Annotated in this window: 18 protein-coding genes; 9 read left to right on the forward strand and 9 right to left on the reverse strand. The window is 68.7% G+C overall.

Annotated elements, in window-relative coordinates; genetic code table 11:
• The first annotated feature begins 16 nt into the window (after nucleotides 1-16).
• The 6 genes from OG584_RS16955 (at nucleotide 17) to pknB (ending at nucleotide 8,090) form a co-directional block, all read left to right on the forward strand.
• Entirely contained in the window at nucleotides 17-850 is an 834-nt protein-coding gene (locus tag OG584_RS16955) for an FhaA domain-containing protein (protein ID WP_405778790.1), read from the forward strand.
• Nucleotides 851-860: 10 nt separating this feature from the next.
• Nucleotides 861-1,379: an FHA domain-containing protein gene (locus OG584_RS16960; RefSeq protein WP_405778792.1), complete on the forward strand. Its 519-nt coding sequence runs from the start codon at nucleotides 861-863 to the stop codon at nucleotides 1,377-1,379.
• Between the two features lie 129 nt (nucleotides 1,380-1,508).
• Nucleotides 1,509-3,014 carry a Stp1/IreP family PP2C-type Ser/Thr phosphatase gene (locus OG584_RS16965; RefSeq protein WP_405778794.1) on the forward strand — a complete coding sequence of 502 codons (1,506 nt, stop codon included), beginning with the start codon at nucleotides 1,509-1,511 and terminating at the stop codon, nucleotides 3,012-3,014.
• Between the two features lie 24 nt (nucleotides 3,015-3,038).
• Nucleotides 3,039-4,433, forward strand: a complete 1,395-nt coding sequence (locus tag OG584_RS16970) for an FtsW/RodA/SpoVE family cell cycle protein (RefSeq protein ID WP_405778796.1) — start codon at nucleotides 3,039-3,041, stop codon at nucleotides 4,431-4,433.
• On the forward strand, nucleotides 4,430-5,893 hold the full coding sequence (locus OG584_RS16975) for a peptidoglycan D,D-transpeptidase FtsI family protein (protein ID WP_405778798.1): 1,464 nt from the start codon (nucleotides 4,430-4,432) through the stop codon (nucleotides 5,891-5,893). The genes OG584_RS16970 and OG584_RS16975 overlap by 4 nt, the downstream gene beginning before the upstream one ends.
• A gap of 172 nt (nucleotides 5,894-6,065) precedes the next feature.
• Nucleotides 6,066-8,090: a Stk1 family PASTA domain-containing Ser/Thr kinase gene (gene pknB / locus OG584_RS16980; protein WP_405778800.1), complete on the forward strand. Its 2,025-nt coding sequence runs from the start codon at nucleotides 6,066-6,068 to the stop codon at nucleotides 8,088-8,090.
• A 158-nt stretch (nucleotides 8,091-8,248) separates the two neighbouring features.
• Here the strand turns inward: pknB and OG584_RS16985 are convergent, their stop codons facing one another.
• From OG584_RS16985 to OG584_RS17010, 6 genes are all read right to left on the reverse strand, one after another.
• Entirely contained in the window at nucleotides 8,249-8,980 is a 732-nt protein-coding gene (locus tag OG584_RS16985) for a class E sortase (protein WP_405778802.1), read from the reverse strand.
• Nucleotides 8,981-9,041: 61 nt separating this feature from the next.
• Nucleotides 9,042-10,382: a class E sortase gene (locus OG584_RS16990; protein WP_405784111.1), complete on the reverse strand. Its 1,341-nt coding sequence runs from the start codon at nucleotides 10,380-10,382 to the stop codon at nucleotides 9,042-9,044.
• 167 nt (nucleotides 10,383-10,549) lie between these two features.
• Complete coding sequence (locus OG584_RS16995; protein WP_405778804.1) at nucleotides 10,550-11,188, reverse strand: aminodeoxychorismate/anthranilate synthase component II; 639 nt, start codon at nucleotides 11,186-11,188, stop codon at nucleotides 10,550-10,552.
• Entirely contained in the window at nucleotides 11,185-11,361 is a 177-nt protein-coding gene (locus tag OG584_RS17000) for a hypothetical protein (protein WP_203598953.1), read from the reverse strand. The genes OG584_RS16995 and OG584_RS17000 overlap by 4 nt, the downstream gene beginning before the upstream one ends.
• 60 nt (nucleotides 11,362-11,421) lie before the next feature.
• Nucleotides 11,422-12,144, reverse strand: coding sequence for a class E sortase (locus OG584_RS17005; protein ID WP_405778806.1), 723 nt, complete (start codon nucleotides 12,142-12,144; stop codon nucleotides 11,422-11,424).
• Between the two features lie 19 nt (nucleotides 12,145-12,163).
• Nucleotides 12,164-12,931 carry a DUF881 domain-containing protein gene (locus OG584_RS17010; protein ID WP_405778808.1) on the reverse strand — a complete coding sequence of 256 codons (768 nt, stop codon included), beginning with the start codon at nucleotides 12,929-12,931 and terminating at the stop codon, nucleotides 12,164-12,166.
• Between the two features lie 145 nt (nucleotides 12,932-13,076).
• On the opposite strand from OG584_RS17010, the gene crgA reads away from it, so the two are divergent.
• Nucleotides 13,077-13,334: a cell division protein CrgA gene (gene crgA / locus OG584_RS17015; protein WP_405778810.1), complete on the forward strand. Its 258-nt coding sequence runs from the start codon at nucleotides 13,077-13,079 to the stop codon at nucleotides 13,332-13,334.
• 335 nt (nucleotides 13,335-13,669) lie between these two features.
• Here crgA and OG584_RS17020 read toward each other — a convergent pair whose 3' ends face one another.
• Nucleotides 13,670-14,566 (reverse strand): rhomboid family intramembrane serine protease, encoded by an 897-nt coding sequence (locus OG584_RS17020; RefSeq protein WP_405778812.1) that lies wholly within the window; start codon nucleotides 14,564-14,566, stop codon nucleotides 13,670-13,672.
• 176 nt (nucleotides 14,567-14,742) lie between these two features.
• Nucleotides 14,743-15,276, reverse strand: a complete 534-nt coding sequence (locus OG584_RS17025; protein WP_405778814.1) for a peptidylprolyl isomerase — start codon at nucleotides 15,274-15,276, stop codon at nucleotides 14,743-14,745.
• Between the two features lie 282 nt (nucleotides 15,277-15,558).
• On the opposite strand from OG584_RS17025, the gene OG584_RS17030 reads away from it, so the two are divergent.
• Both OG584_RS17030 and OG584_RS17035 read left to right on the forward strand, forming a co-directional pair.
• On the forward strand, nucleotides 15,559-16,254 hold the full coding sequence (locus OG584_RS17030; protein ID WP_405778816.1) for a DUF5324 family protein: 696 nt from the start codon (nucleotides 15,559-15,561) through the stop codon (nucleotides 16,252-16,254).
• Between the two features lie 201 nt (nucleotides 16,255-16,455).
• Nucleotides 16,456-17,031: a sensor domain-containing protein gene (locus tag OG584_RS17035; protein WP_405778818.1), complete on the forward strand. Its 576-nt coding sequence runs from the start codon at nucleotides 16,456-16,458 to the stop codon at nucleotides 17,029-17,031.
• 441 nt (nucleotides 17,032-17,472) lie between these two features.
• Here OG584_RS17035 and OG584_RS17040 read toward each other — a convergent pair whose 3' ends face one another.
• Entirely contained in the window at nucleotides 17,473-20,619 is a 3,147-nt protein-coding gene (locus tag OG584_RS17040; RefSeq protein WP_405778820.1) for a BTAD domain-containing putative transcriptional regulator, read from the reverse strand.
• Nucleotides 20,620-20,920 lie beyond the last annotated feature (301 nt).

Below are 20,920 nucleotides of genomic sequence, written 5' to 3' on the forward strand. Positions count from 1 at the left end.
TCGGAGGAGGTGCCTCATGGGAGTCATGAAGAAGTTCGAGCAGCGTCTCGAAGGTCTGGTCAACGGCACCTTCGCGAAGGTGTTCAAGTCCGAGGTCCAGCCCGTCGAGATCGCCGGTGCGCTCCAGCGCGAGTGCGACAACAACGCGACGATCTGGAACCGCGAGCGGACGGTCGTCCCCAACGACTTCATCGTCGAACTGAGCACACCGGACTACGAGCGCCTCAGCCCGTACTCGGGACAGCTCGGCGACGAGCTCTCCGGGCTGGTCCGCGACTACGCCAAGCAGCAGCGGTACGCCTTCATGGGGCCCATCAAGGTCCATCTGGAGAAGGCGGAGGACCTGGACACCGGGCTCTACCGCGTCCGCAGCCGCACCCTGGCTTCGAGCACCAGCCAGCAGGGCGCCGACCAAGGCCCCGCCGCCCCGCCGGCCCCTCAGCGGGGCAACGAAGGCGGTTACGGCTACCCGCCGTCGGCGGCGCCGCCCATGCCCGCAGCACCTCCTCCCGGGACCAACCGCCCGGCACCCGGCCGGGCTCCGGCCCCGGGCCCCATGCCGAGCAGCCAGACGCGGCGCTGGATCGAGGTCAACGGCACCCGCCACCAGATCTCGCGCGCCACCCTGGTTCTCGGCCGCAGCACCGAAGCCGACGTGCGTATCGACGACCCCGGCGTATCCCGCCGGCACTGTGAGATCCGCGCCGGTTCCCCCTCGACGATCCAGGATCTCGGTTCCACCAACGGCATCGTGGTAGACGGACAGCACACCACCCGCGCTACGCTCCGCGACGGCTCGCGGATCGTCGTGGGCAATTCCACCATCGTTTACCGGCAAGCCGAAGGGTGAAGCGGGGGCAATGTCAGAGCTGACCCTGACGGTCATGCGGCTAGGTTTCCTAGCTGTTCTGTGGCTGTTCGTGATCGTGGCCGTCCAGGTCATCCGCAGCGATCTGTTCGGAACGCGCGTCACGCAACGCGGCTCACGCCGCAACGCGGACGCCCGCCCGGCGCAGGCCGCGCGGCAGGCCTCCGCGCCGCCGCAACCGCGTCAGCAGGCGGCCGGCGGCCGCCAGCGCCGGGGCGCGCCCACCAAACTTGTGGTCTCCGAGGGCACCCTCACAGGCACCACGGTCGCCCTGCAGGGCCAGACCGTCACGCTCGGCCGGGCACATGATTCAACAATCGTGCTGGACGACGACTACGCGTCCAGCAGGCATGCCAGGATCTACCCCGACCGTGACGGCCAGTGGATCGTCGAGGATCTCGGGTCCACCAACGGCACATATCTCGACCGGACCCGGCTGACCACTCCGACACCGATCCCGCTGGGCGCACCGATCCGCATCGGCAAGACCGTCATCGAGCTGCGGAAGTAGTACGACAATGAGCGAGCGGAGCGAGCGAGCCGCAGCGGTTCCGGCAACGGACCGGGGCGCGCTCCCGACCGGAGGGTGGGCAGTGTGGCTCGAGACCGGTTGTACCCGGAGCCGACAGGCGAGGTGCGCATGAGTCTGTCCCTGCGCTTCGCCGCCGGATCGCACAAAGGCATGATCCGCGAGGGGAACGAGGACTCCGGCTACGCCGGCCCCCGGCTCCTCGCCATCGCCGACGGAATGGGCGGCCAGGCCGCCGGTGAGGTCGCCAGCTCCGAGGTCATCTCGACGCTCGTCTCGCTCGACGACGACGTCCCCGGTTCCGACATCCTCACCTCGCTCGGCACGGCCGTGCAGCGGGCCAACGACCAGCTCCGCATGATGGTCGAGGAGGACCCCCAGCTGGAGGGCATGGGCACCACGCTCACCGCCCTTCTCTGGACCGGCCAGCGCCTCGGCCTCGTGCACGTCGGCGACTCACGCGCGTACCTGCTGCGGGACGGTGTCCTGACGCAGATCACCCAGGACCACACCTGGGTGCAGCGCCTCGTCGACGAGGGCCGCATCACCGAGGAGGAAGCCACCACCCACCCGCAGCGCTCCCTGCTGATGCGCGCGCTGGGCAGTGGCGAACATGTCGAACCCGACCTCTCCATCCGCGAGGTACGGGCCGGCGACCGTTACATGATCTGTTCCGACGGGCTCTCCGGTGTCGTATCGCACCAGACCATGGAAGAGACCCTCGCCAGCTACCAGGGACCCCAGGAGACGATCCAGGATCTGATCCAGCTCGCTCTGCGCGGTGGCGGCCCGGACAACATCACCTGCATCGTCGCCGATGTCCTCGACGTCGACTCCAACGACACCCTTGCCGAGCAGCTCAACGACACCCCGGTCGTCGTCGGCGCGGTCGCCGAGAACCAGGCGGCCCAGCACGACGACGGGGCCATGCAGACCCCCGCGGGCCGGGCGTCCGGTCTCGGCAGGCCAGTGCCGCCGCCACCCGCACCGGGCGGCTTCGGCCCGCCCGGAAGCGGCGACGGATACGGCGCCGCACCGGACGGGGCTTTCGGCGCGTACAGCGACGAGGACTTCGTCAAGGGGTCCGGCGGCCGCAAGTGGATCAAGCGCTCGCTGTTCATCGTGCTGGCCCTCGCCGTCATCGGCGGCGGCCTGTACGGCGGCTACCGCTGGACCCAGACCCAGTACTACGTCGGGTCCAACAAGCAGAACGTCGCGCTCTACCAGGGCATCAGCCAGGACCTCGCCTGGGTCTCGCTCTCGAAGGTCGAGAAGGACCACCCCGAGATCGAACTCAAGTACCTCCCGCCGTACCAGCGCAAGCAGGTCGACGCGACGATCACCGAAGGCAGCCTCAGCGAGGCGAAGCGCAAGATCGACGAGCTCGCCCAGCAGGCCGGTGCGTGCAAGAAGGACGCGGAGCGCCGCAAGGTCGAGGACGAGCTCAAGCCGAAACCGAAGCCGGACACGGGCAAGACCCCTGGTACCTCAAGCACTCTCTCCTCCTCCAGGAGCAACGACACCACCGCAAAACCCAAGCCCAGCGCCACACCCACGCCCGGCCCCAGCCTCTCGGAGGATGAGCAGAAGCTGGTCCCGCTGTGCGGTAAGCAGTAGAGCCGTAGGGGGCCTTTCACCACCATGAGCGTTGTCACCAACACGACCACGATCGGCGCGATCGAAGCACCGAGCCGTCGCAACACCGAGCTGCTGATGCTCGTTTTCGCCGTCGCCATCTCGGTGTTCGCGTACGCCAACGTGGGCCTCGCGATCAACGGCTCGCTGCCGGCGGGCATCCTCGGCTACGGGACGGGCCTCGCGCTGCTCGCCGCCGTCGGCCACATCGTGGTGCGCAAGTTCGCGCCGTACGCCGATCCGCTGCTGCTGCCGCTGGCCACCCTGCTGAACGGCATCGGGCTGGCCATCATCTGGCGGCTCGACCAGTCACCGCTGCTCAAGCAGTCCAACAGCTACTCGCCTGCCGCTCCCAATCAGCTGATGTACTCGGCGGTGGGTGTCGCCCTCTTCGTCGGCGTCCTCCTGCTGCTCAAGGACCACCGGATCCTCCAGCGGTACACCTACATCTCCATGGTGGTGGCCATGGTGCTGCTGATCGTGCCGATGTTCTTCCCCGCCGTGTACGGCGCCCGGATCTGGGTCAACATCGGCGGTTTCCACATCCAGCCCGGCGAATTCGCCAAGATCGCCATCGCGATCTTCTTCTCCGGCTACCTCATGGTCAAGCGCGACGCCCTGGCCCTGGCCAGCCGCCGCTTCATGGGCATGTACCTGCCGCGCGGCCGGGACCTCGGGCCCATCCTGGTCATCTGGGCGATGTCGATCCTCATCCTGGTCTTCGAGACGGACCTCGGGACCTCGCTGCTCTTCTTCGGCCTCTTCGTCGTCATGCTGTACGTCGCCACCGAGCGCACCAGCTGGATCGTGTTCGGCCTGGTGATGTCCGCCGTCGGCGCCGTGGGCGTCGCCTCCTTCGAGCCGCACGTCCAGCAGCGCGTCGACGCCTGGCTCGCCCCGTTCTCCAAGGCCACCCTGGCGCAGAGCGACCAGGTCGCGAAGTCCCTGATGTCCTTCGGGGCAGGCGGGACCATGGGCACCGGCCTTGGCCAGGGACACTCCGACCTCATCGGCTTCGCCGCCAACTCCGACTTCATCCTCGCCACCGTGGGCGAAGAGCTCGGGCTCGCCGGGACGATGGCGATCCTGGTGATCTACGGGCTGATCGTCGAACGCGGCGTACGTACCGCGCTCGCCGCCCGTGACCCCTTCGGGAAGCTTCTCGCCATCGGCCTCTCCGGAGCCTTCGCGATCCAGGTCTTCGTCGTCTCCGGCGGTGTCATGGGTCTCATCCCGCTGACCGGTATGACCATGCCGTTCATGGCGCAGGGTGGTTCATCCGTGATCGCCAACTGGGCCCTGATCGGCATCCTGATCCGGATCAGCGACACCGCGCGCCGACCGGCCCCGGCCCCCGCCCCGTCCCCCGACGCCGAGATGACCCAGGTGGTCCGACCGTGAACAAGCCCCTGCGCCGAATCGCGATCTTCTGCGGTCTCCTCGTTGTCGCTCTGCTCCTGCGCGACAACTGGATCCAGTACGTCACGGCCGACAGCCTCAACAGCCGCAAGGAGAACCGCCGCGTCGAGATCGAGCGCTACGCCCACGAGCGCGGCGACATCATCGTCGACGGGAAGGCCGTCACCGGCTCGACCGTGACCAAGGGCAGCATGTACAAGTACAAGCGCACCTGGAAGGACGGCCCCATGTGGGCGCCCGTCACCGGGTACGCCTCGCAGGCCTTCGGCGCGACGCAGCTGGAGAACCTGAACGACTCCATCCTGACCGGCAACGACGACCGTCTGTTCTTCGACCGGACGCTCTCCATGTTCACGGGTGAGAAGAAGCAGGGCGGCAACGTCGTCACCACGCTGAACGCCGACGCCCAGAAGGCCGCCTTCAAGGGACTCGGCAACAAGAAGGGGGCCGTGGCCGCCCTCGACCCGAAGACCGGCGCGATCCTCGCCATGGCCTCGACGCCCTCGTACGACCCCTCGACCTTCGCGGGGAACTCCACGAGCACCGACTCGAAGAACTACACGAAGCTCAAGGACGACAAGAACGAGCCGTTGCTCAACCGGGCGCTGCGCCAGACGTACCCGCCCGGCTCCGCCTTCAAGGTGGTCACCGCGTCGGCCGCCCTGGAGAACGGCCTGTACGACAGCGTCGACACCCCGACCCGGTCCCCGCTGCCCTGGCGGCTGCCGCTCTCGAGCAAGGACCTGCCCAACGAGGGCAATCTCCCCTGCAAGAACGCCACACTGGTGGAGGCACTGCGGGTCTCCTGCAACACGGTCTTCGGCAAGATCGGCGCCGACCTCGGTAACGACAAGATGCGGGCCGAGGCAGAGAAGTTCGGCTTCAACAGCCAGCAGTTCACGCCCACCCGCTCCAACGCCAGTGTCTTCGCTAAGGACATGGACAAGGCGCAGACCGCGCTCTCCTCGATCGGCCAGTTCAACACCTCGGCCACCCCGCTGCAGATGGCGATGGTCGCCTCCGCCGTGGCCAACGACGGCACGCTGATGAAGCCGTACATGGTCGACCGTCTCACCGCTCCCAACCTGGACACCGTCGCCAAGACCGACCCGGAGAAGCAGAGCGAGCCCCTCACCAAGGAGCACGCGCAGATGGTCCAGAAGATGATGGAGACGGTGGTCAGCAAGGGCACCGGCTACATGGCGAAGATCCCCGGCGTCACGGTCGGCGGCAAGACCGGTACCGCGCAGAACGGTGTCAACAACAGCGGTAACCCCTACGCCTGGTTCATCTCGTACGCGAAGACCGCCCAGGGTTCGCCGGTCGCCGTGGCCGTGGTCGTCGAGGACTCGGACGCGTCCCGTCAGGACATCTCCGGTGGCGGTCTCGCCGCTCCGATCGCCAAGGACGTCATGGCCGCTGTCATCAACAGCAAGAAGTGACGATCGTGGCGGAAGGCACACGGGGCACACGGCACCTGCCCGATACCGGTCCGATATCAGCTGATGGTCACGGACCGATCATCCATCCGCGGCCGGTAGCGTATCCGCGAACAGCACACCGCCGGACCACCCCAGGGTGCGGTCGGGACATACGGAGAGGGCTGGATTAGCTATGGAAGAGCCGCGTCGCCTCGGCGGCCGGTACGAGCTGGGCTCGGTGCTCGGCCGTGGTGGCATGGCCGAGGTCTACCTCGCGCATGACACCCGGCTCGGCCGCACCGTCGCCGTGAAGACGCTGCGGGCGGACCTCGCCCGCGACCCGTCCTTCCAGGCCCGGTTCCGCCGTGAGGCCCAGTCGGCCGCCTCGCTCAACCACCCCGCGATCGTCGCCGTCTACGACACCGGCGAGGACTACGTCGACAACATCTCCATCCCGTACATCGTGATGGAGTACGTCGACGGATCCACGCTCAGGGAGCTCCTGCACTCCGGCCGCAAGCTGCTGCCCGAGCGCACCCTGGAGATGACCATCGGCATCCTCCAGGCGCTGGAGTACTCGCACCGCAACGGCATCGTGCACCGCGACATCAAGCCGGCCAACGTCATGCTGACGCGCACCGGCCAGGTCAAGGTCATGGACTTCGGCATCGCCCGCGCCATGGGCGACTCCGGTATGACGATGACCCAGACGTCCGCGGTGATCGGCACAGCCCAGTACCTCTCCCCCGAGCAGGCCAAGGGCGAGCAGGTCGACGCCCGCTCGGACCTGTACTCGACGGGCTGCCTGCTCTACGAGCTGCTGACGGTCCGGCCTCCGTTCATCGGGGACTCGCCGGTCGCGGTGGCCTACCAGCACGTGCGGGAAGAGCCGCAGTCACCCAGCAACTTCGACGCCGAGATCACGCCCGAGATGGACGCCATCGTCCTCAAGGCCCTGGTCAAGGACCCCGACTACCGTTACCAGTCGGCCGACGAGATGCGCGCCGACATCGAGGCCTGCCTGGACGGCCAGCCTGTCGCCGCCACCGCGGCGATGGGCGCGGCCGGCTACGGCGGTTACGACGCCGAGCAGCCGACGACGGCCATACGGCAGCAGAACCAGACCGACGGCCAGACGTCCATGCTGCCCCCGGTCAATCCGGACGACGGCGGCTACGGCTACGACGACCGCCCCGACCGCAGACGGAGCCGGCCCCAGAAGAAGTCCAACATCTCGACGATCCTGCTCATCGCGGCGGGCGTCCTGGTGCTGGTCGGGGCGATCCTCATCGGCAAGTCGCTCACCAGCGGCGACAGCGACTCCGGCGCGGTCACCGTGCCGCAGCTGGTCGGCCAGTCGCTGGGCAGGGCGAAGGACGCGGTCGCCAACTCGAAGCTGAAGCTGACCGTCTCGGAGCGGAAGCCCTGCGACAACGCCGCGAAGGGCAATGTCTGCAGCCAGACCCCGAAGTTCGGCAGCGACAAGCTCAAGCAGGGCGCGACCATCTCGGTGGTCGTGTCCACGGGCGCCCCGAAGATCGAGGTCCCCAACGTCAACGGTGAGACCGAGGACGACGCCACCCAGGACCTTGAGGGCAAGGGCTTCAAGGTGAACCCGCAGCAGGTCGAGTCTGACTCGGAGGAGGGCAAGGTCTTCGACCAGTCCCCGAAGGGCAACACCGAGGCCCAGAAGGGCTCGGAGATCACGATCAAGATCGCGAAGTCGACCAAGATCCCGGTCCCGGACGTCAAGGGCCGCACCTTCGAGGACGCCTCCAAGCAGCTGACCGACGCGGGCTTCCAGGTCTCCCGTGCCGCCGACCAGGAGTCGGACGAGACGGCCGGGACGGTGATCAGTCAGGACCCGGCCGGTGGCGAGGCCAAGAAGAACGCGACGATCACGCTGACGGTCGCCAAGGCCAAGACAACGCCGACGCCGACGGCGGTCCCCGAGGTCAGGGGCAAGAAGGTCTCCGAGGCGAAGCAGATCCTGAACGGAGCCGGCTTCACCAACGTGCAGATCGCGGGCGGCAGCAACGGCGACGACAACGCGATCGTCACCGGAGCCGACCCCGGGGTGGGCACCCAGGAGCCCGACCCGGGCAGCACCACCGTCACGCTCACCACCATCGGCGGCGGTGGCGGGAACAACAACGGCGGCGGTGACAACCGCGGCGGAGGACACGGCGACGGCGGGATCCTCGACGGCTGGGGCTAGGTTCCTGCCCCACCACCGAACGAGCGCGCGGTACCGCACGGGCGAAGCCCCGGCACCCAGCAGGACTCAGGGAGTCCAGCTGCTGGGGGCCGGGGCTTCGCCCGTGGTCCAGGACTGTACGAGAAGGCGGTGAGCGGGGCGGCCGGTCCTGCCGGGCGTCAGCGCAGCTCGGCCGGCGGGGTGCGCTTGGCGTCGACCTTCTCCGTGCGCTCCAGCTCGCCCCACACGATGTACCGGTACCGCGAGGTGTAGACCGGGGTACAGGTCGTCAGCGTGATGTAGCGGCCCGGCTTCTTCTTGCCCGACTCCTTGGGCACCGACTGGAGCACATCGACGTTGTACTTCGACGTCTGCCGCAGCTCCTTGAACACCTTGTAGACGTACCAGGTGTTCTTGGTCTCGAAGACGACCGGATCGCCGGTCTTCACCTTGTCGATGTTGTGGAACTTGGCGCCGTGCCCGTCGCGGTGCGCGGCCAGCGCGAAGTTGCCCGTCTTGTCGGACGGAAGCCCTGCCTTCACCGGCTTCACGTAGTAGCCGGCGACCCCCTCGTTCAGGACGCTGGTGCTGGTGCCACGCCTGACCAGCACCTCACCGTTCTTCATCGACGGCACGTGGAGGAAACCGATGCCGTCCTTGGTGTTGAGGGCGCCGGGGCCGGTGCTGCCGTGCGACCAGTTGTCACGGATCCTGTGCCCCTGCGCGGCCGCGTGCCGGTCGGCCACGACATTCGTCCACCACAGCGAGTAGACGACGAAGAGTCCGAGTACGAGACCCGCTGTGATGAGCAGTTCACCGAAGACACTGACCGCGGTCGCTATCGGCCCCCGGCCACCACGGCGGGCCCGGGGCACGGTTGTCTGCTCGTTCTGTTCGGTCGTCGATGCCACCGCGCCTGTCCCCTGTAGTCCGTACGCTGTAAGTCCGTACCGCTGTAAAAGTCCGTACCGCTCAGCCTGTGGTCAGCGCTGCGGGCATCCCCTGGCTCCGTGGCCGCTCGTCAACCATCTTGCCCCACACGACCATTCGGTACGTACTGGTGAACTCGGGTGTGCACGTCGTGAGCGTGATGTACCGGCCCGGCCGGGTGAAACCGGATCCCGTCGGCACCGGCTGGATCACGGACACGTTGGACGGGGACGTCTGAGCCAGATGGCTCGTCACCTCGTAGGTGTAGTACTTGTCCTGCGTCTCGACGACGACCTTGTCACCGTCCTTGAGCTTGTTGATGTAGCGGAACGGTTCACCGTGCGTGTTGCGGTGCCCCGCAAGCGCGAAGTTGCCGGTCTTCGCCGACGGCATCGCGGTCTTGAGCTTGCCCTCGCTGTAGTGGCCGACCATTCCGCGGTCGAGCACCTTGGTCTTGCTGACGCCCTCCGCGATCGGCACGACCACGTCCAGCTCGGGAATGTGGATGATGGCGAATCCCTGCCCGGGCTCGAAGGCTCCCGGCGCGCCCTTCTTGTCGCCGCCCTTCGCCCAGTTGTCCTGGAGGCTGTGGGCCGTGCCGTTGGCCTCCTGGTGGGCGCGTACGTTCGTCCACCAGAGCTGGTACGTGACGAACAGCAGCATCAGCACACCGAGGCTGATGAAGATCTCACCGATGGCCCGGCTGGCGATGACCGCGGGGCTGTCCTTGAGGGCACGCGCCGCACGGCGCGCCTCCATCCTGGTGCGGGGGATGGCCGGGATCACCGGTTCGGCGGGCGCGGCGCTCTTGCGGCCCCGCCCCTTGGCGGCCTTACGGCGCTCGGCGCGGCCGCCCGTCGGTACCGGGGAGGCTGCTGCGGGCCGGGGCGCCCGCGACTGCGAAGAGGGTGAGTTCCCGGTGACCCGGAGGGCCACGGTCTCGTCGTCCCGTACGGGGGCGAAGACGGCCGTTTCCTGTTCCGCTCCGGGTGCCGGACCGGAACTCACGGCTGCGTCGGCGCCGGGGGGCGTGTGCGGGCTCGTGGCCGCGCCGCCCGCACCCACAGCCATCTGCGCGCCCGGAGGCGTGTGCGGGCTGCGGGGTGCGTCCGGGCCTTGTCGTGTGTGCGGGCTTCGGGGTGCGTCCGGGCCCGGAATCGGCCCCGGGAGGATCTGGGTGACCGGTTCCGGTGCGGGCTCCGGGGTGGGTGCGGGGGCAGGTGCGGGCGCGGATGCCTGGGCGGGCGCCGGGGCGGGCGTCGGGGCGGGCGCCGGGGCGGGCGCCGGGGCGGGCGCCGGGGCGGGCGTGGCTATCGGCTCGTACACCGCCTCCCGCCCGTACCAGTCCCGCGGCGGGTCCTGCACGGCAGGCGCCGGCGCCATGTTGTCCGCCCGGAACCACGGCGAACCGTGCCTGCCGGTCGGCAGCGGATCGGTGAGCGGGTCGTACTCCCGGCCAGGGGCAGGGGCCCCGGCCGCCGTCCCGGAACCTCCCGGTGGTTCCGGCGCCTCCGCCGGCCCCGAGCCGTCCTGTTCGGGGCGCAGTGACGTCACGCCGCGGCCTTGCCCACCACCGGCGCGAGCCCCGCCGACCGTCCGACTGCGCCCGCGTCCCCGCACTCGACCAGCCAGTTGGCCAGCATCAGGTGGCCGTGCTCGGTGAGTACCGACTCGGGGTGGAACTGCACGCCTTCGACCGGCAGTTCCCGGTGTCTCAGCCCCATGATGATGCCGTCCGCGGTCCACGCCGTCACAGCGAGCTCAGGAGGTACCGTCCGGGGCTCCGCCGCCAGCGAGTGGTAGCGGGTCGCGGTGAAGGGCGAGGGCAGCCCGGCGAACACACCGGCGCCCTCGTGCGTCACCGGCGAGGTCTTGCCGTGCAGCAGCTCGGGCGCCCGGTCCACCACACCGCCGTACGCCACAGCCATCGACTGCATGCCCAGACAGACCCCGAAGACGGGAACCCCGGTGTCGGCGCAGTGCCGCACCATGTCCACGCAGACACCGGCGTGTTCGGGTGTTCCGGGACCGGGGGAGAGCAGAACGCCGTCGAAGCCGTCCTGCGCGTGCGCGAGGGTGACCTCGTCGTTCCGCACGACCTCGCACTCGGCGCCCAGCTGGTACAGATACTGGACCAGGTTGAACACGAAGCTGTCGTAGTTGTCGACGACCAGGATGCGGGCGCTCATCGCACGGCCCCCATTCCCTGGTCGACCGTCACGTCGTTGAACGGAAGCAGCGGCTCCGCCCACGGGAAGACGTACTGGAAGAGCAGGTAGACGAGCGCGAGCACGAGCACGAGCGAGATGACCGCCCGCAGCCATACGTTGCCCGGCAGATGCCGCCAGATCCAGCCGTACATGCTGTCCCTTCCGTTCGTGGTACGGGACCAGAGTAAGGGGCTGCGGCAGGCGCTCGTGGGTCACCCGCGCAAAGCGGTGGGCTTGCCCTTCGTCACAGGCTGGGTGGAGTCGAGATGTCCCCAGGCGATGAGCCGGTGGCTGCTGCCCCATTCCGGGTCGCACGTGGTGAGTGTCAGATAGCGGCCCGCCCCCTGAAATCCCGACTTCACCGGCACCGGAGCGATGACCCCGGTGTCGGACGGCACGGTCAGATAGGGCTTCTTGTCGATGCGGTACGTGAACCACGTCGTCCCGTCCGTGAGCACCACGGCGTCACCGGGCCGGAGTTTCGGGAAGTCCTTGAACGGGTCTCCGTACGTCCGCCGGTGTCCGGCGACCGCGAAGTTCCCCGTGGCGCCGAGCCGCGCGGTCCCCGTGTAGTGGCCGAGACCCCGCTGGAGGGTCCCTACGGCGGTGTTCTGCAGCACGGGCCTGCTCCAGTGCCCTCCGAGGCGCGGGATGTACATCACCGCGAACGGCTTCCCCGCCCGGTAGGCGGCGGGGGCGGGCGGCGCGGCCGGTGCCTGCCCGGACGGGGACGCGGTCCCCGGGCCCGGCGCGGTACGGGGAGGTGCGGTCGCGCTGTGGGACCACTGCCGGTGCAGGTCGTCGATCTGGTGATCCGCGGCGTTGTCCGCTGTGATACCGGTCCAGAACAGCAGGTACACCACGAACAGCACGATCAGCGCGCCCACGGTGATGCAGAGTTCGCTGAAGCTCCTGACGATCAGTCGCACCGTCACAGCCGTCCGCCTCCCTGAACTACCCCACAGGTGCCGCGTAATGGAGATCCACTGTGCCCGAGTAGCCGGGAAGAGTCACCGCCCGGTAGTCGTCGACTTTCCAGCCGAGCCCGTACGCCTGCACGTACTGCAGGTAGTTCTGGATCGCCGGGGACGCCGTGAGCGCCTTCTTCAGCTTGTCCGGGCTGCCCACGGCCGTCACCTTGTAGGGAGGCGAGTAGACCCGGCCCTGGAGCAGCAGGGTGTTCCCCACGCAGCGCACGGCGCTGGTGGTGATCAGCCGCTGGTCCATGACCTTGATCCCCTTGGCGCCGCCCTTCCAGAGAGCGTTGACCACGGCCTGCAGGTCCTGCTGGTGGATGACGAGGTCGTTCGGCTGCGGTTCCGGGTATCCGGGATTGGCGGTCGTGTTCGGCGGGGCGTCGTTGAGCGTGACGGACACCGCCCGGCCACTGAGTTTCTGTGTCCCGGCCGACTTCTCCAGAGCGTCGAGGTCGGCGTCCTCTTTCTTCGTGATGCCTCCGTCACGCTGGGCGAGCGCGTCGACATCCCGGCGGACGGCCGCGGTGGAGTCGCCGAGCGCCTTGTTCTTGCCGTTGCGCTCCTGGATGAGGTCGGAGAGTTTCAGCATCGACGCGTCAGTGCGGATATCGGTGCCCTTGGCGGTGTTGAAACTCGTGACGAAGATGAGTCCGGCGAGCGCGAAAACGGCCGCGGTGAGTACCCGGACCGGCCGCCAGGCACGGCGGCGGGTGGCCCCTGTGGGAGAGTCGTCGGAATTGCTCAACGTACCCTTATCTCCTTCCGCACCCCGGAAGCACTACGCTAACGGACGCCCGGGGGAGGCCATGCGCCCCGTCTCATCCCGCTCCCGGCATTCCCACACAGTTCCCCCTGCGCGGTCACGCAGCGCATCGACAGGAGAGTCCCTCGTGCCGAAGTCACGTATCCGCAAGAAGGCCGATTTCACGCCGCCGCCCGCGACGAAGCAGGCGACCGCCATAAAGCTGACGAATCGCAGCTGGGTGGCCCCGGTGATGCTGGCCTTCTTCTTGATCGGTCTCGCCTGGATCGTTGTCTTTTATGTCACGGATGGTGATATGCCCATCAAACCGCTCGGGAACTGGAACATCGTGGTCGGCTTCGGCTTCATCGCAGGCGGCTTCGGCGTCTCGACCCAGTGGAAGTAGCCCGTACGGCGACCCGCGGGACCCGCACACGCCCTTGTGACCGTCAAGCCCTGCCCTGAGTTATCCACAGCGCTATCCACAGCCGGGGAAAACTCAGAAGATCTGTGGATAACTTTCGGGTGTTGACGCCGGTGTGACTACTCGGTGCCATACCACAGCAGCAGCCAGCCCCTTGCCCTTCCTGGGGAAACCCAGGTCAGCGGCGAGGGGCACTGCTGTTCCCCACAGGACGCACAGGAACAGCCACTCGCTGTGGACAACTCCGGCCGCAGCCCGGTTGTGGCAGGGCTACGGCCGCGGTGGTGGGCTCAGGACCGCCGTCCTGGACGGCTCTCTCAGGTCAGCATCGCGGTTCTGGCGAGCACCATTGCGACGGTCGCCAGCAGAACCAGCGCGCAGGTTCCGAACTGAAGCAGCGTCCGGCGCTCGCGCGGGGCGTGCACCATACCGATCGCGATGATGATCCCGGCGACGAAACCACCGAGATGCGCCTGCCAGGCGATACCGCCGGTGAAGGTGAAGATCACATTGACCACGAGCAGACCGAAGAGCGGCCGCATGTCGTAATTCATGCGCTTCATCAGGACACCCGTGGCACCCAGCAGCCCGAACACGGCACCGGACGCCCCGAGCGACGGCTGGTTCGGAGCGGCGATGAGGTAGGTGAGCGCGCTGCCGGCCAGTCCGGAGAGCAGATACAGCGAGATGTAGCGGGCCCGGCCCAGCGCTGCCTCCAGCGGCCCGCCGATCCACCAGAGGCTCAGCATGTTGAACCCGATGTGCGCGTAGCCGCCGTGCATGAACATCGCGGTCACCAGCCGGTACCACTGCCCCTGGGCGACGCCGACCAGCGGCCCGAACGGCGTGGTCTGCGCCTGGCCCACCAGCTCGTAACTCGAGTCGAAGCTGTTGTTGTTCGCGACCTGCAGGATGAACACCAGGACGTTGATCCCGATGAGGATCTTGGTGATCATGCGGGGATCGGCGGTGACCGACCCGCCCGCCACCGTGCGCGGCCGGCTCGCGGCGGCCGGGGTACTGCCCGTACCGGACCCGCCGCGCACGCACTCCGGGCACTGGAAGCCGACAGAGGCGCTGATCATGCACTGCGGGCAGATCGGCCGCTCACAGCGGACGCAGCTGATGCCCGTCTCCACACCGGGGTGACGGTAGCAACTGGGCAGACCGCCCGCCGCGGGCTGCCGCTCCGGGCCTCCTGGCAACTGTTCCATCGGGTTCCCTCGTCTCGTACGGGTCGCGTACGCACTGCACCCGCCCCGCTCGTCATACGGACGAACGGGGCGGGTGGTTCCCGCACCGGGTACGGGAATGGCTTTCCGGCCCCAGGTCCCGCCGCCCCGCCGCGCCCGAGCGCGGGCTCAGCGGCCGGACCGGCCGCCGCGCGGACTCAGCTCTTGCGGGTCTCGACGACGACGGTCTCGATGACGATGTCCTCGACCGGCCGGTCGGTGCGCGGGTTGGTCGGTGAGGCGATGATCGCGTCGATGACCTTCTGGCTCGCGGCGTCGGTGACCTCACCGAAGATGCTGTGCTTACGCGTCAGCCATGTCGTCGGCTGCACCGTGATGAAGAACTGCGAGCCGTTGGTCCCCGGCCCGGCGTTGGCCATGGCGAGCAGATACGGCTTGTCGAAGGACAGGTCGGGGTGGAACTCGTCCCCGAACTCATAGCCGGGGCCGCCCGTGCCGTTGCCCAGCGGGTCGCCGCCCTGGATCATGAAGCCACTGATCACCCGGTGGAAGACCGTCCCGTCGTAGAGCCGGTCGGTCGACTTCTGGCCGGTGGCCGGGTGGGTCCACTCCCGCTCCCCCTGAGCGAGCTCGACGAAGTTCCTGACCGTCTTCGGCGCGTGGTTCGGCAGCAACCGGACCTCGATATCGCCCTGGCTGGTCTTCAGGGTGGCGTAAAGCTGCTCGGCCACGATGTGCCTTCCGTAAGTCTTCGCTGGCGTGCACCGATCCTCGCACGGACCTGAAGCACGGATCCGCGCCCGCAGGAAAAGCACCCGAGTGACCACGGAACCGGCGCGCCCCGGGCCGAACCATGGCATTGTCTGCCGCAGACTCCCCCTTGCACCACAATGAGCGATTGAGCCTTTCTGACCCGGATGCCCGCTCTCACGTGCCGCGATGGTCCCGGACAGGCATGATTTCGAAAAGGGTGGACAGGCGAATGACAGAACGCCACCGATGAGGAGGAACCCGTGACCCGCATGGACAGCGTGCGCGCCGCGACCGGTACGGCGAAGGAGAACGTGCTGCACGCCGCGGAAGTGGTGGCGCCCTACGCCGGATCGGCCAAGGAACAGACCACGCATTACGCCAACGAAGCTCGTGTACGACTGGCCCCGAAGGTCTCGCTCGCAGCACAGCAGGCCCGTAGCCAGTACGACGCGCGGCTCGCACCCCACGTCGACCAGGCCCTCGCTCATGTACCGCCGAAGGTCGACGCGGCGGCGCAGCGCGCCGCGAAGGCCGCCCGTCAGGCACAGAGCCAGCTCGCACCTCGGGTCGAGCAGGCCGTGGCGGCGGCCCAGCCCGTGCGTGAGGAGGCCGCGGCCCGCACTGCGGCCGCTGTGGCGGCGCTCCGCGGTCAGGTCTCCGCGAAGCAGATCCAGAAGCTGGTCAGAAAACAGCAGCGGTGTGCGAAGGCAGGCCGGCTGGCCAAGGGCGTCTTTGTACTCAGTGCAGTTGCCGGGGGCGCCTTCGCCGCCTGGAAGTGGTGGGACAAGCAGGCCAACCCTGACTGGCTGGTCGAACCGCCCGCGCCCACCGAGGTCGGCGACCGGCCGCCGCTCAGCGCGGTCGACGGCAGCGCCGACGCGCTGGACCCCGAGGTCAAGGCCAAGCAGGCCGAGGCCGAGGAGTCCGATGAGGGGCGCGACGAACCCCGGGGCTGATCCAGGTCATTCAGGCCACAAGCCCGAGCGTGCGGGGCGTCAGGAGACTCACCTCTCCTGGCGCCCCGCAGGCTTGTGCGGGGGCGGCCGGTACCGCGCAGGCCCTTGTGGCCGCCCGGCATTTCCCTTTCGATAACGAAAGGAAAACCTGCCTCGGTAGTTTCTCCTCGTCGACCTCGGCCCACGAAGGGGAGTCCCACCATGTCCACCTCTGTCTCTGTTCCGGAGTCCGGACGCATCAGGCTGCTGACCGCGCCGTTCCGGCAGCGGACGTGGCGGCATGTGCTGTACGCCCTGGTGGCGGTCGGCCCACTGCTGCTGTTCGTCCTCCCTTACGCCATGAAGTCCACCCAGGGCCACGGCGCACAGCAGCTGGGAGTGCTGGTTCTGCTGGTCATGCTGGTGGTGGTCGCGTTCGTCGGGCCCGTGGTCGAGCGGCTCCGCTCGCGGCTGCTGCTCGGCGAGGACATCGGGCACCGCCAGGGCGCCGGCCGGGTCGGGCGCGGCCTCCTCTTCATGCTGGTCAACCTACTGACCAGCACCGTGTCGTTCGGGCTCGTCGTGGGCTGGTTCATCGTCTCCGCGCGCAATCTGACCTACCCGATCTGGGGCTGGGCTCCTTACCCCGACCCCGCCTGGGGAGGCCCCAGCCCGGCCGGTGCGGTCGCGCTGCACTTCGCGGCGGGTGTGGTGGCGTTCTTCTGCGGCCCCTTGCTCATCGTCACGGTCACCAACTGGCAGGTACGGGTGGCCCGTAGCATCATCGGCGCCGGCTGACCTGTCGCTATCGCGGCAGCCTCTTACGAGCAGGCCGTGACCCGGCGCAGGAGTCCACAAGGAACGCGGGCTCACCTTCCGGAACGCGGGCTCACCTTCCGGCTGACACGCTGCCTCCGGCTGACCCGCCGCTTCCGTTCGGCCCACTCGCTGCGGACCGGGCTGCCGATCCGGTGTCCGGTGGCTACCGCTCCGGTCCGGCAGGCCGGTTACGGTCCGGGCTGCCGATCCGGTGGCGGGCGTGGGGCTGGTGGGGGGCGGGCTGCCGCGGGCTTGCCGCCTGCCCGGCGGGCTGCTCGCGGGCGCGGTCCTGTTATGGGCGGGGTCCTGCTCACGGGCGGGTCCTGCGTACAGGCGCGGTCCTGCTCACAGGCGCGGTCCTGTTCGGGGACGGCCCGTCGTTCACAGTGGGCCCTCCGTACTTGGGCGCTGCCCTCCGCCCTACGGACCGTTCTCCCCGCACGCGTTCTCCACCGGCAGTGCAAGCAGCTGCCGCTCAGCCTGCGCGGCGCGCTCCTGCCACGGCCTCGTACCCACCATCTCGAAGATCCGCTGGGCGGCCAGCAGATGCTGCCGGGCAGCGGCGATGCGCCTCGTTCTCCCGTACGTGTCCGCGAGCGCCAGACGGATCTGTCCCTCCACCAGCGGGCTGTTGGTCCGGGTCACGATTTCAAGGGCGTCCGCCAGCGTGTGCTCGGCCTTCTGCGACGCGCCCGCACCGAGCCGGGCCTCGCCCAGACCCAGAAGCGCGTACGCGAGGCCCACCATGTCCGACTTCTCCTTGACGATCCGCACCACCCGCAGAAAGGCTTCCTCGGCCCGTTCGAACCTGCCCTGCGCCAGATACGCACGGCCCAGCCGGTGCGTTCCCTGGGCAACACCGCGGGCGCCGCCTTCGCCGATGCTCTCCGAGACGGCCACCGCCTGCAGACCCAGCCGGACGGCGGTGTCCGGGCAGCCCCGGTCGAGTTCGATCTGCGCCATGTTGTTCAGCGCGTGTGCCTCGGAGGAACGGTCGCCGACGCGCAGGAACACCGAACGGGCTTGCTGGAGACGGAACATCGCCGTATCCAGGTCGCCACGCATCCGGTCGATGATCGCCATGTTGCGCAAGGTCAGTGCGGCGCCGTGTTCCTCGTCCGTGGCACGGTGCAGTTCCAGCGCCGACGCGAAGTACGCGTCCGCATCCTCCAGTCTGCGCAGCCGCAGCGCGACCGCGCCCAGATCGTGCAGCATGGCCGCTTGGCCGCGCACATTGCCGGCTGCCCGCGCCGCCCCCAGGGCGTGCTCGCAGCACACCCGCCAGTCCTCCACGTAGTTCCGGATTTCGAACAGCGGCACCATCGACATGGTCAGATCCCACGCCAGGTCATCCATGCCGAGGCCCGCCGACTGCTCGATCACACTGAGCAGCGCCGGCCGCTCGGCCTCGAACCACTCCAGCGGCACGGCCAGCAGTCCGGACACCACCGCAGGGTCGAGATTCCGGCGCTCCACCTCGCTGTGAAGCACCGAGAAGTCACCGCCGTACTCACGCCGGTGGGCCTGTTCGGCGAGTGTGAGGCAGGTACGGAAGACCCGGTCGCGGGCCGCCCACTGATCGGCGGCGCCCTCTTCCTCCCGGGCGCGCTCATGTGCGTACAGCCGCAGCAGGTTCTGGAAACGGAAACGCAGTTGCCCCGTCGCGTCCACCCCGACGGCCTCCAGGAACTGTGCGTCGACGAGGAGTTCGATGAGCCGCTCGGCCTCCAGTACACCCACGTCCAGCAGCGCACCGGCCACCCACACCGCGAAATCGGGCACCTGGAGCAGACCGAGCCGCCGGTAGAGGCAGGCGGCCTCGGGCGGCAGATGCCGGTAGCTGAGCGCGAAACTGGCGCGCACCTGGGACTCCCCCTGGCTGAGCTCGTCCAGCCGGCGCCGTTCGTCGCTCAGCCGGTCGGCGAGGTGCCGCACCGACCAGTGCGGCTTGGAGGCCAGCCGGGCGGCGGCGATGCGCAGTGCCAGCGGCAGCCGGTCGCACAGCTCCACCAGTCGCAGGGCGTCGGTGCGCGCGGCCGCGATCCTGCCCTCGCTCACGATCCGGCCCAGCAGCTGCATCGCTTCCTCGCCGGACAGCAGACCGAGATGTACCCGAGCCTGCTGCGGCCAGGTGACCAGCTCCTCCAGCTGCTCCCGGCTGGTGATCAGTACACAGCACGCCCCGCTGCCCGGCAGCAGCGGCTTGACCTGCGCGAACGAGCGTACGTTGTCGAGGACCAGCAACACTTTCCGGTCAGCGAGCACGGTCCGGTAGAGCATGGTCCGCTCCTCCAGCTCCGCGGGAATCTGCTCACTCGGCACACCCAGCGAGCGCAGCAGCCTGCTGAGCACATCCCTGGCGGACGCGGGTTCGTGATGTTCGTCGTAGCCGCGCAGATCGGCGAAGAGCCGACCGCCGGGGAATCGTTCGGCGACCTGGTGCGCCCAGCGGAGTGCCAGCCCCGTCTTGCCGATGCCGGCGACACCGGTGATCAGCCCGACAGCAGGAGACTGCGTCGCGGCCGCCTCTGCTTCTGCCCCTGCCTCTCTTCCTGTCTCTGCCCCTGCTCCTGTCTCCTTCGGCCATGCCGTTGCCGTTGCCGTCCTCGTCACCAAGCGGTCCAGCGCCTCCAGCTCGCGTGACCGGCCGGTGAAGCCGGCCACTTCGGGAGGAAGCTCGGAAGGGACCAGCGCGGTGCCCGGCCAGACCGACTCGGCCGCCATGGGGGCACGTGCGGTCCCGGACGCGATGGGCGCAAGCGAGGGATCATCGCGCAGGATCGCGTCCCGCAACTCCTGGATTGCGGGGCCGGGTTCCAGGCCCAGCTCATCAATGAACAGCCGACGGGCGAACCGGAACGCTTCCATGGCATCAGCCCGTCGCCCCGACCGGTACTGGGCCAGCATCAGATGGTGCAGGGTCCGCTCTCTCAGCGGATTCCCCCTTACCGCCAGGAGGAGTTCCGGGATGACTTCCTGATGCCGGCCGAGTTCCAGCCGTACCGCCGTCGAGTCGTCAAAAGCGTTGAGCCGCAACTCCTCCAGCCGCCCGGCCTCTTCTTCGACTGCCCGGCCGCCCACCCCGGCCAGCGCCGGGCCCCGCCAGAGGCCAAGAGCCTGCGTGTAGCGCTGCGCCGCCTCGTCCGTCCGCCGCTCCCGGACCGCGGCCTCGGCCTGGGCCACCAGTTCGTCGAACTCCGCCGCGTCGAGGGAGTGCCCCTCGGTACTGAGCAGGTATCCGGGGTGCGTGGTCACGATGAGGTCATCGGTGACGCCCTCGGTCCTGAACGTCTTGCGCAGCGCAGCGATGACAATGGCCACCTGCGTCCGCGCGGTGGCCGGAGGGCGGCCGTCCCAGACGGCATCCACCAGTGTGTCCACCGGAACGGTCCGTCCGGGGCTCAGGAGCAAGAGCGCCAGAATCGTGCGCTGCCGGGCCCCTCCCGCCGATATCCTCCGGCTTCCCACGGTCACGGACAGCGGACCGAGGATCCGAAAACCGAGTCGTTCCCCCACTGGACCCTCCCAGCCCCACGCCCCGACCCCGAGGCATGCGAGATCCAACATAGCCGCCTGGGCAGCAGGTCAGCGGCCTCCCCGAGATCCTGCCCTCCGGCCGTGGCCCGAGCGTCTCACCGGGCTCCATGATCCGTAGGCGCGCTTCCTGGGCTGCTTCTCCGGTGTCCGTGCTTTCGCAATCTCCCTTAACGGGCAGCCAGTTCGGGCGTCGTACGCCGTCCTACGTCATCAGAACGGGCGCCGAAGGGCTCGGGTGCTGCGCTGGTGGTACGTGAAACACAGGCTGGGCCGCAGGGGGTCCGTGCGCTTCTTCCATGGAGCGCTCACCGCCGCACTCCGCACGACCGAA

Origin of the sequence: Streptomyces sp. NBC_00859 (assembly GCF_045161865.1) — a bacterium.
GTDB lineage: Bacteria > Actinomycetota > Actinomycetes > Streptomycetales > Streptomycetaceae > Streptomyces.

Bases quoted from the DNA above. Each gene is read 5' to 3' on its own strand.
- OG584_RS16955 (WP_405778790.1), top strand. From the start codon at position 17: ATGGGAGTCATGAAGAAGTTCGAGCAGCGTCTCGAAGGTCTGGTCAAC.
- OG584_RS16960 (WP_405778792.1), top strand. From the start codon at position 861: ATGTCAGAGCTGACCCTGACGGTCATGCGGCTAGGTTTCCTAGCTGTT.
- OG584_RS16965 (WP_405778794.1), top strand. From the start codon at position 1,509: ATGAGTCTGTCCCTGCGCTTCGCCGCCGGATCGCACAAAGGCATGATC.
- OG584_RS16970 (WP_405778796.1), top strand. From the start codon at position 3,039: ATGAGCGTTGTCACCAACACGACCACGATCGGCGCGATCGAAGCACCG.
- pknB (WP_405778800.1), top strand. From the start codon at position 6,066: ATGGAAGAGCCGCGTCGCCTCGGCGGCCGGTACGAGCTGGGCTCGGTG.
- OG584_RS16990 (WP_405784111.1), bottom strand. From the start codon at position 10,382: ATGGCGCCGGCGCCTGCCGTGCAGGACCCGCCGCGGGACTGGTACGGG.
- OG584_RS16995 (WP_405778804.1), bottom strand. From the start codon at position 11,188: ATGAGCGCCCGCATCCTGGTCGTCGACAACTACGACAGCTTCGTGTTC.
- OG584_RS17000 (WP_203598953.1), bottom strand. From the start codon at position 11,361: ATGTACGGCTGGATCTGGCGGCATCTGCCGGGCAACGTATGGCTGCGG.
- OG584_RS17020 (WP_405778812.1), bottom strand. From the start codon at position 14,566: ATGGAACAGTTGCCAGGAGGCCCGGAGCGGCAGCCCGCGGCGGGCGGT.
- OG584_RS17035 (WP_405778818.1), top strand. From the start codon at position 16,456: ATGTCCACCTCTGTCTCTGTTCCGGAGTCCGGACGCATCAGGCTGCTG.
- OG584_RS17040 (WP_405778820.1), bottom strand. From the start codon at position 20,619: ATGTTGGATCTCGCATGCCTCGGGGTCGGGGCGTGGGGCTGGGAGGGT.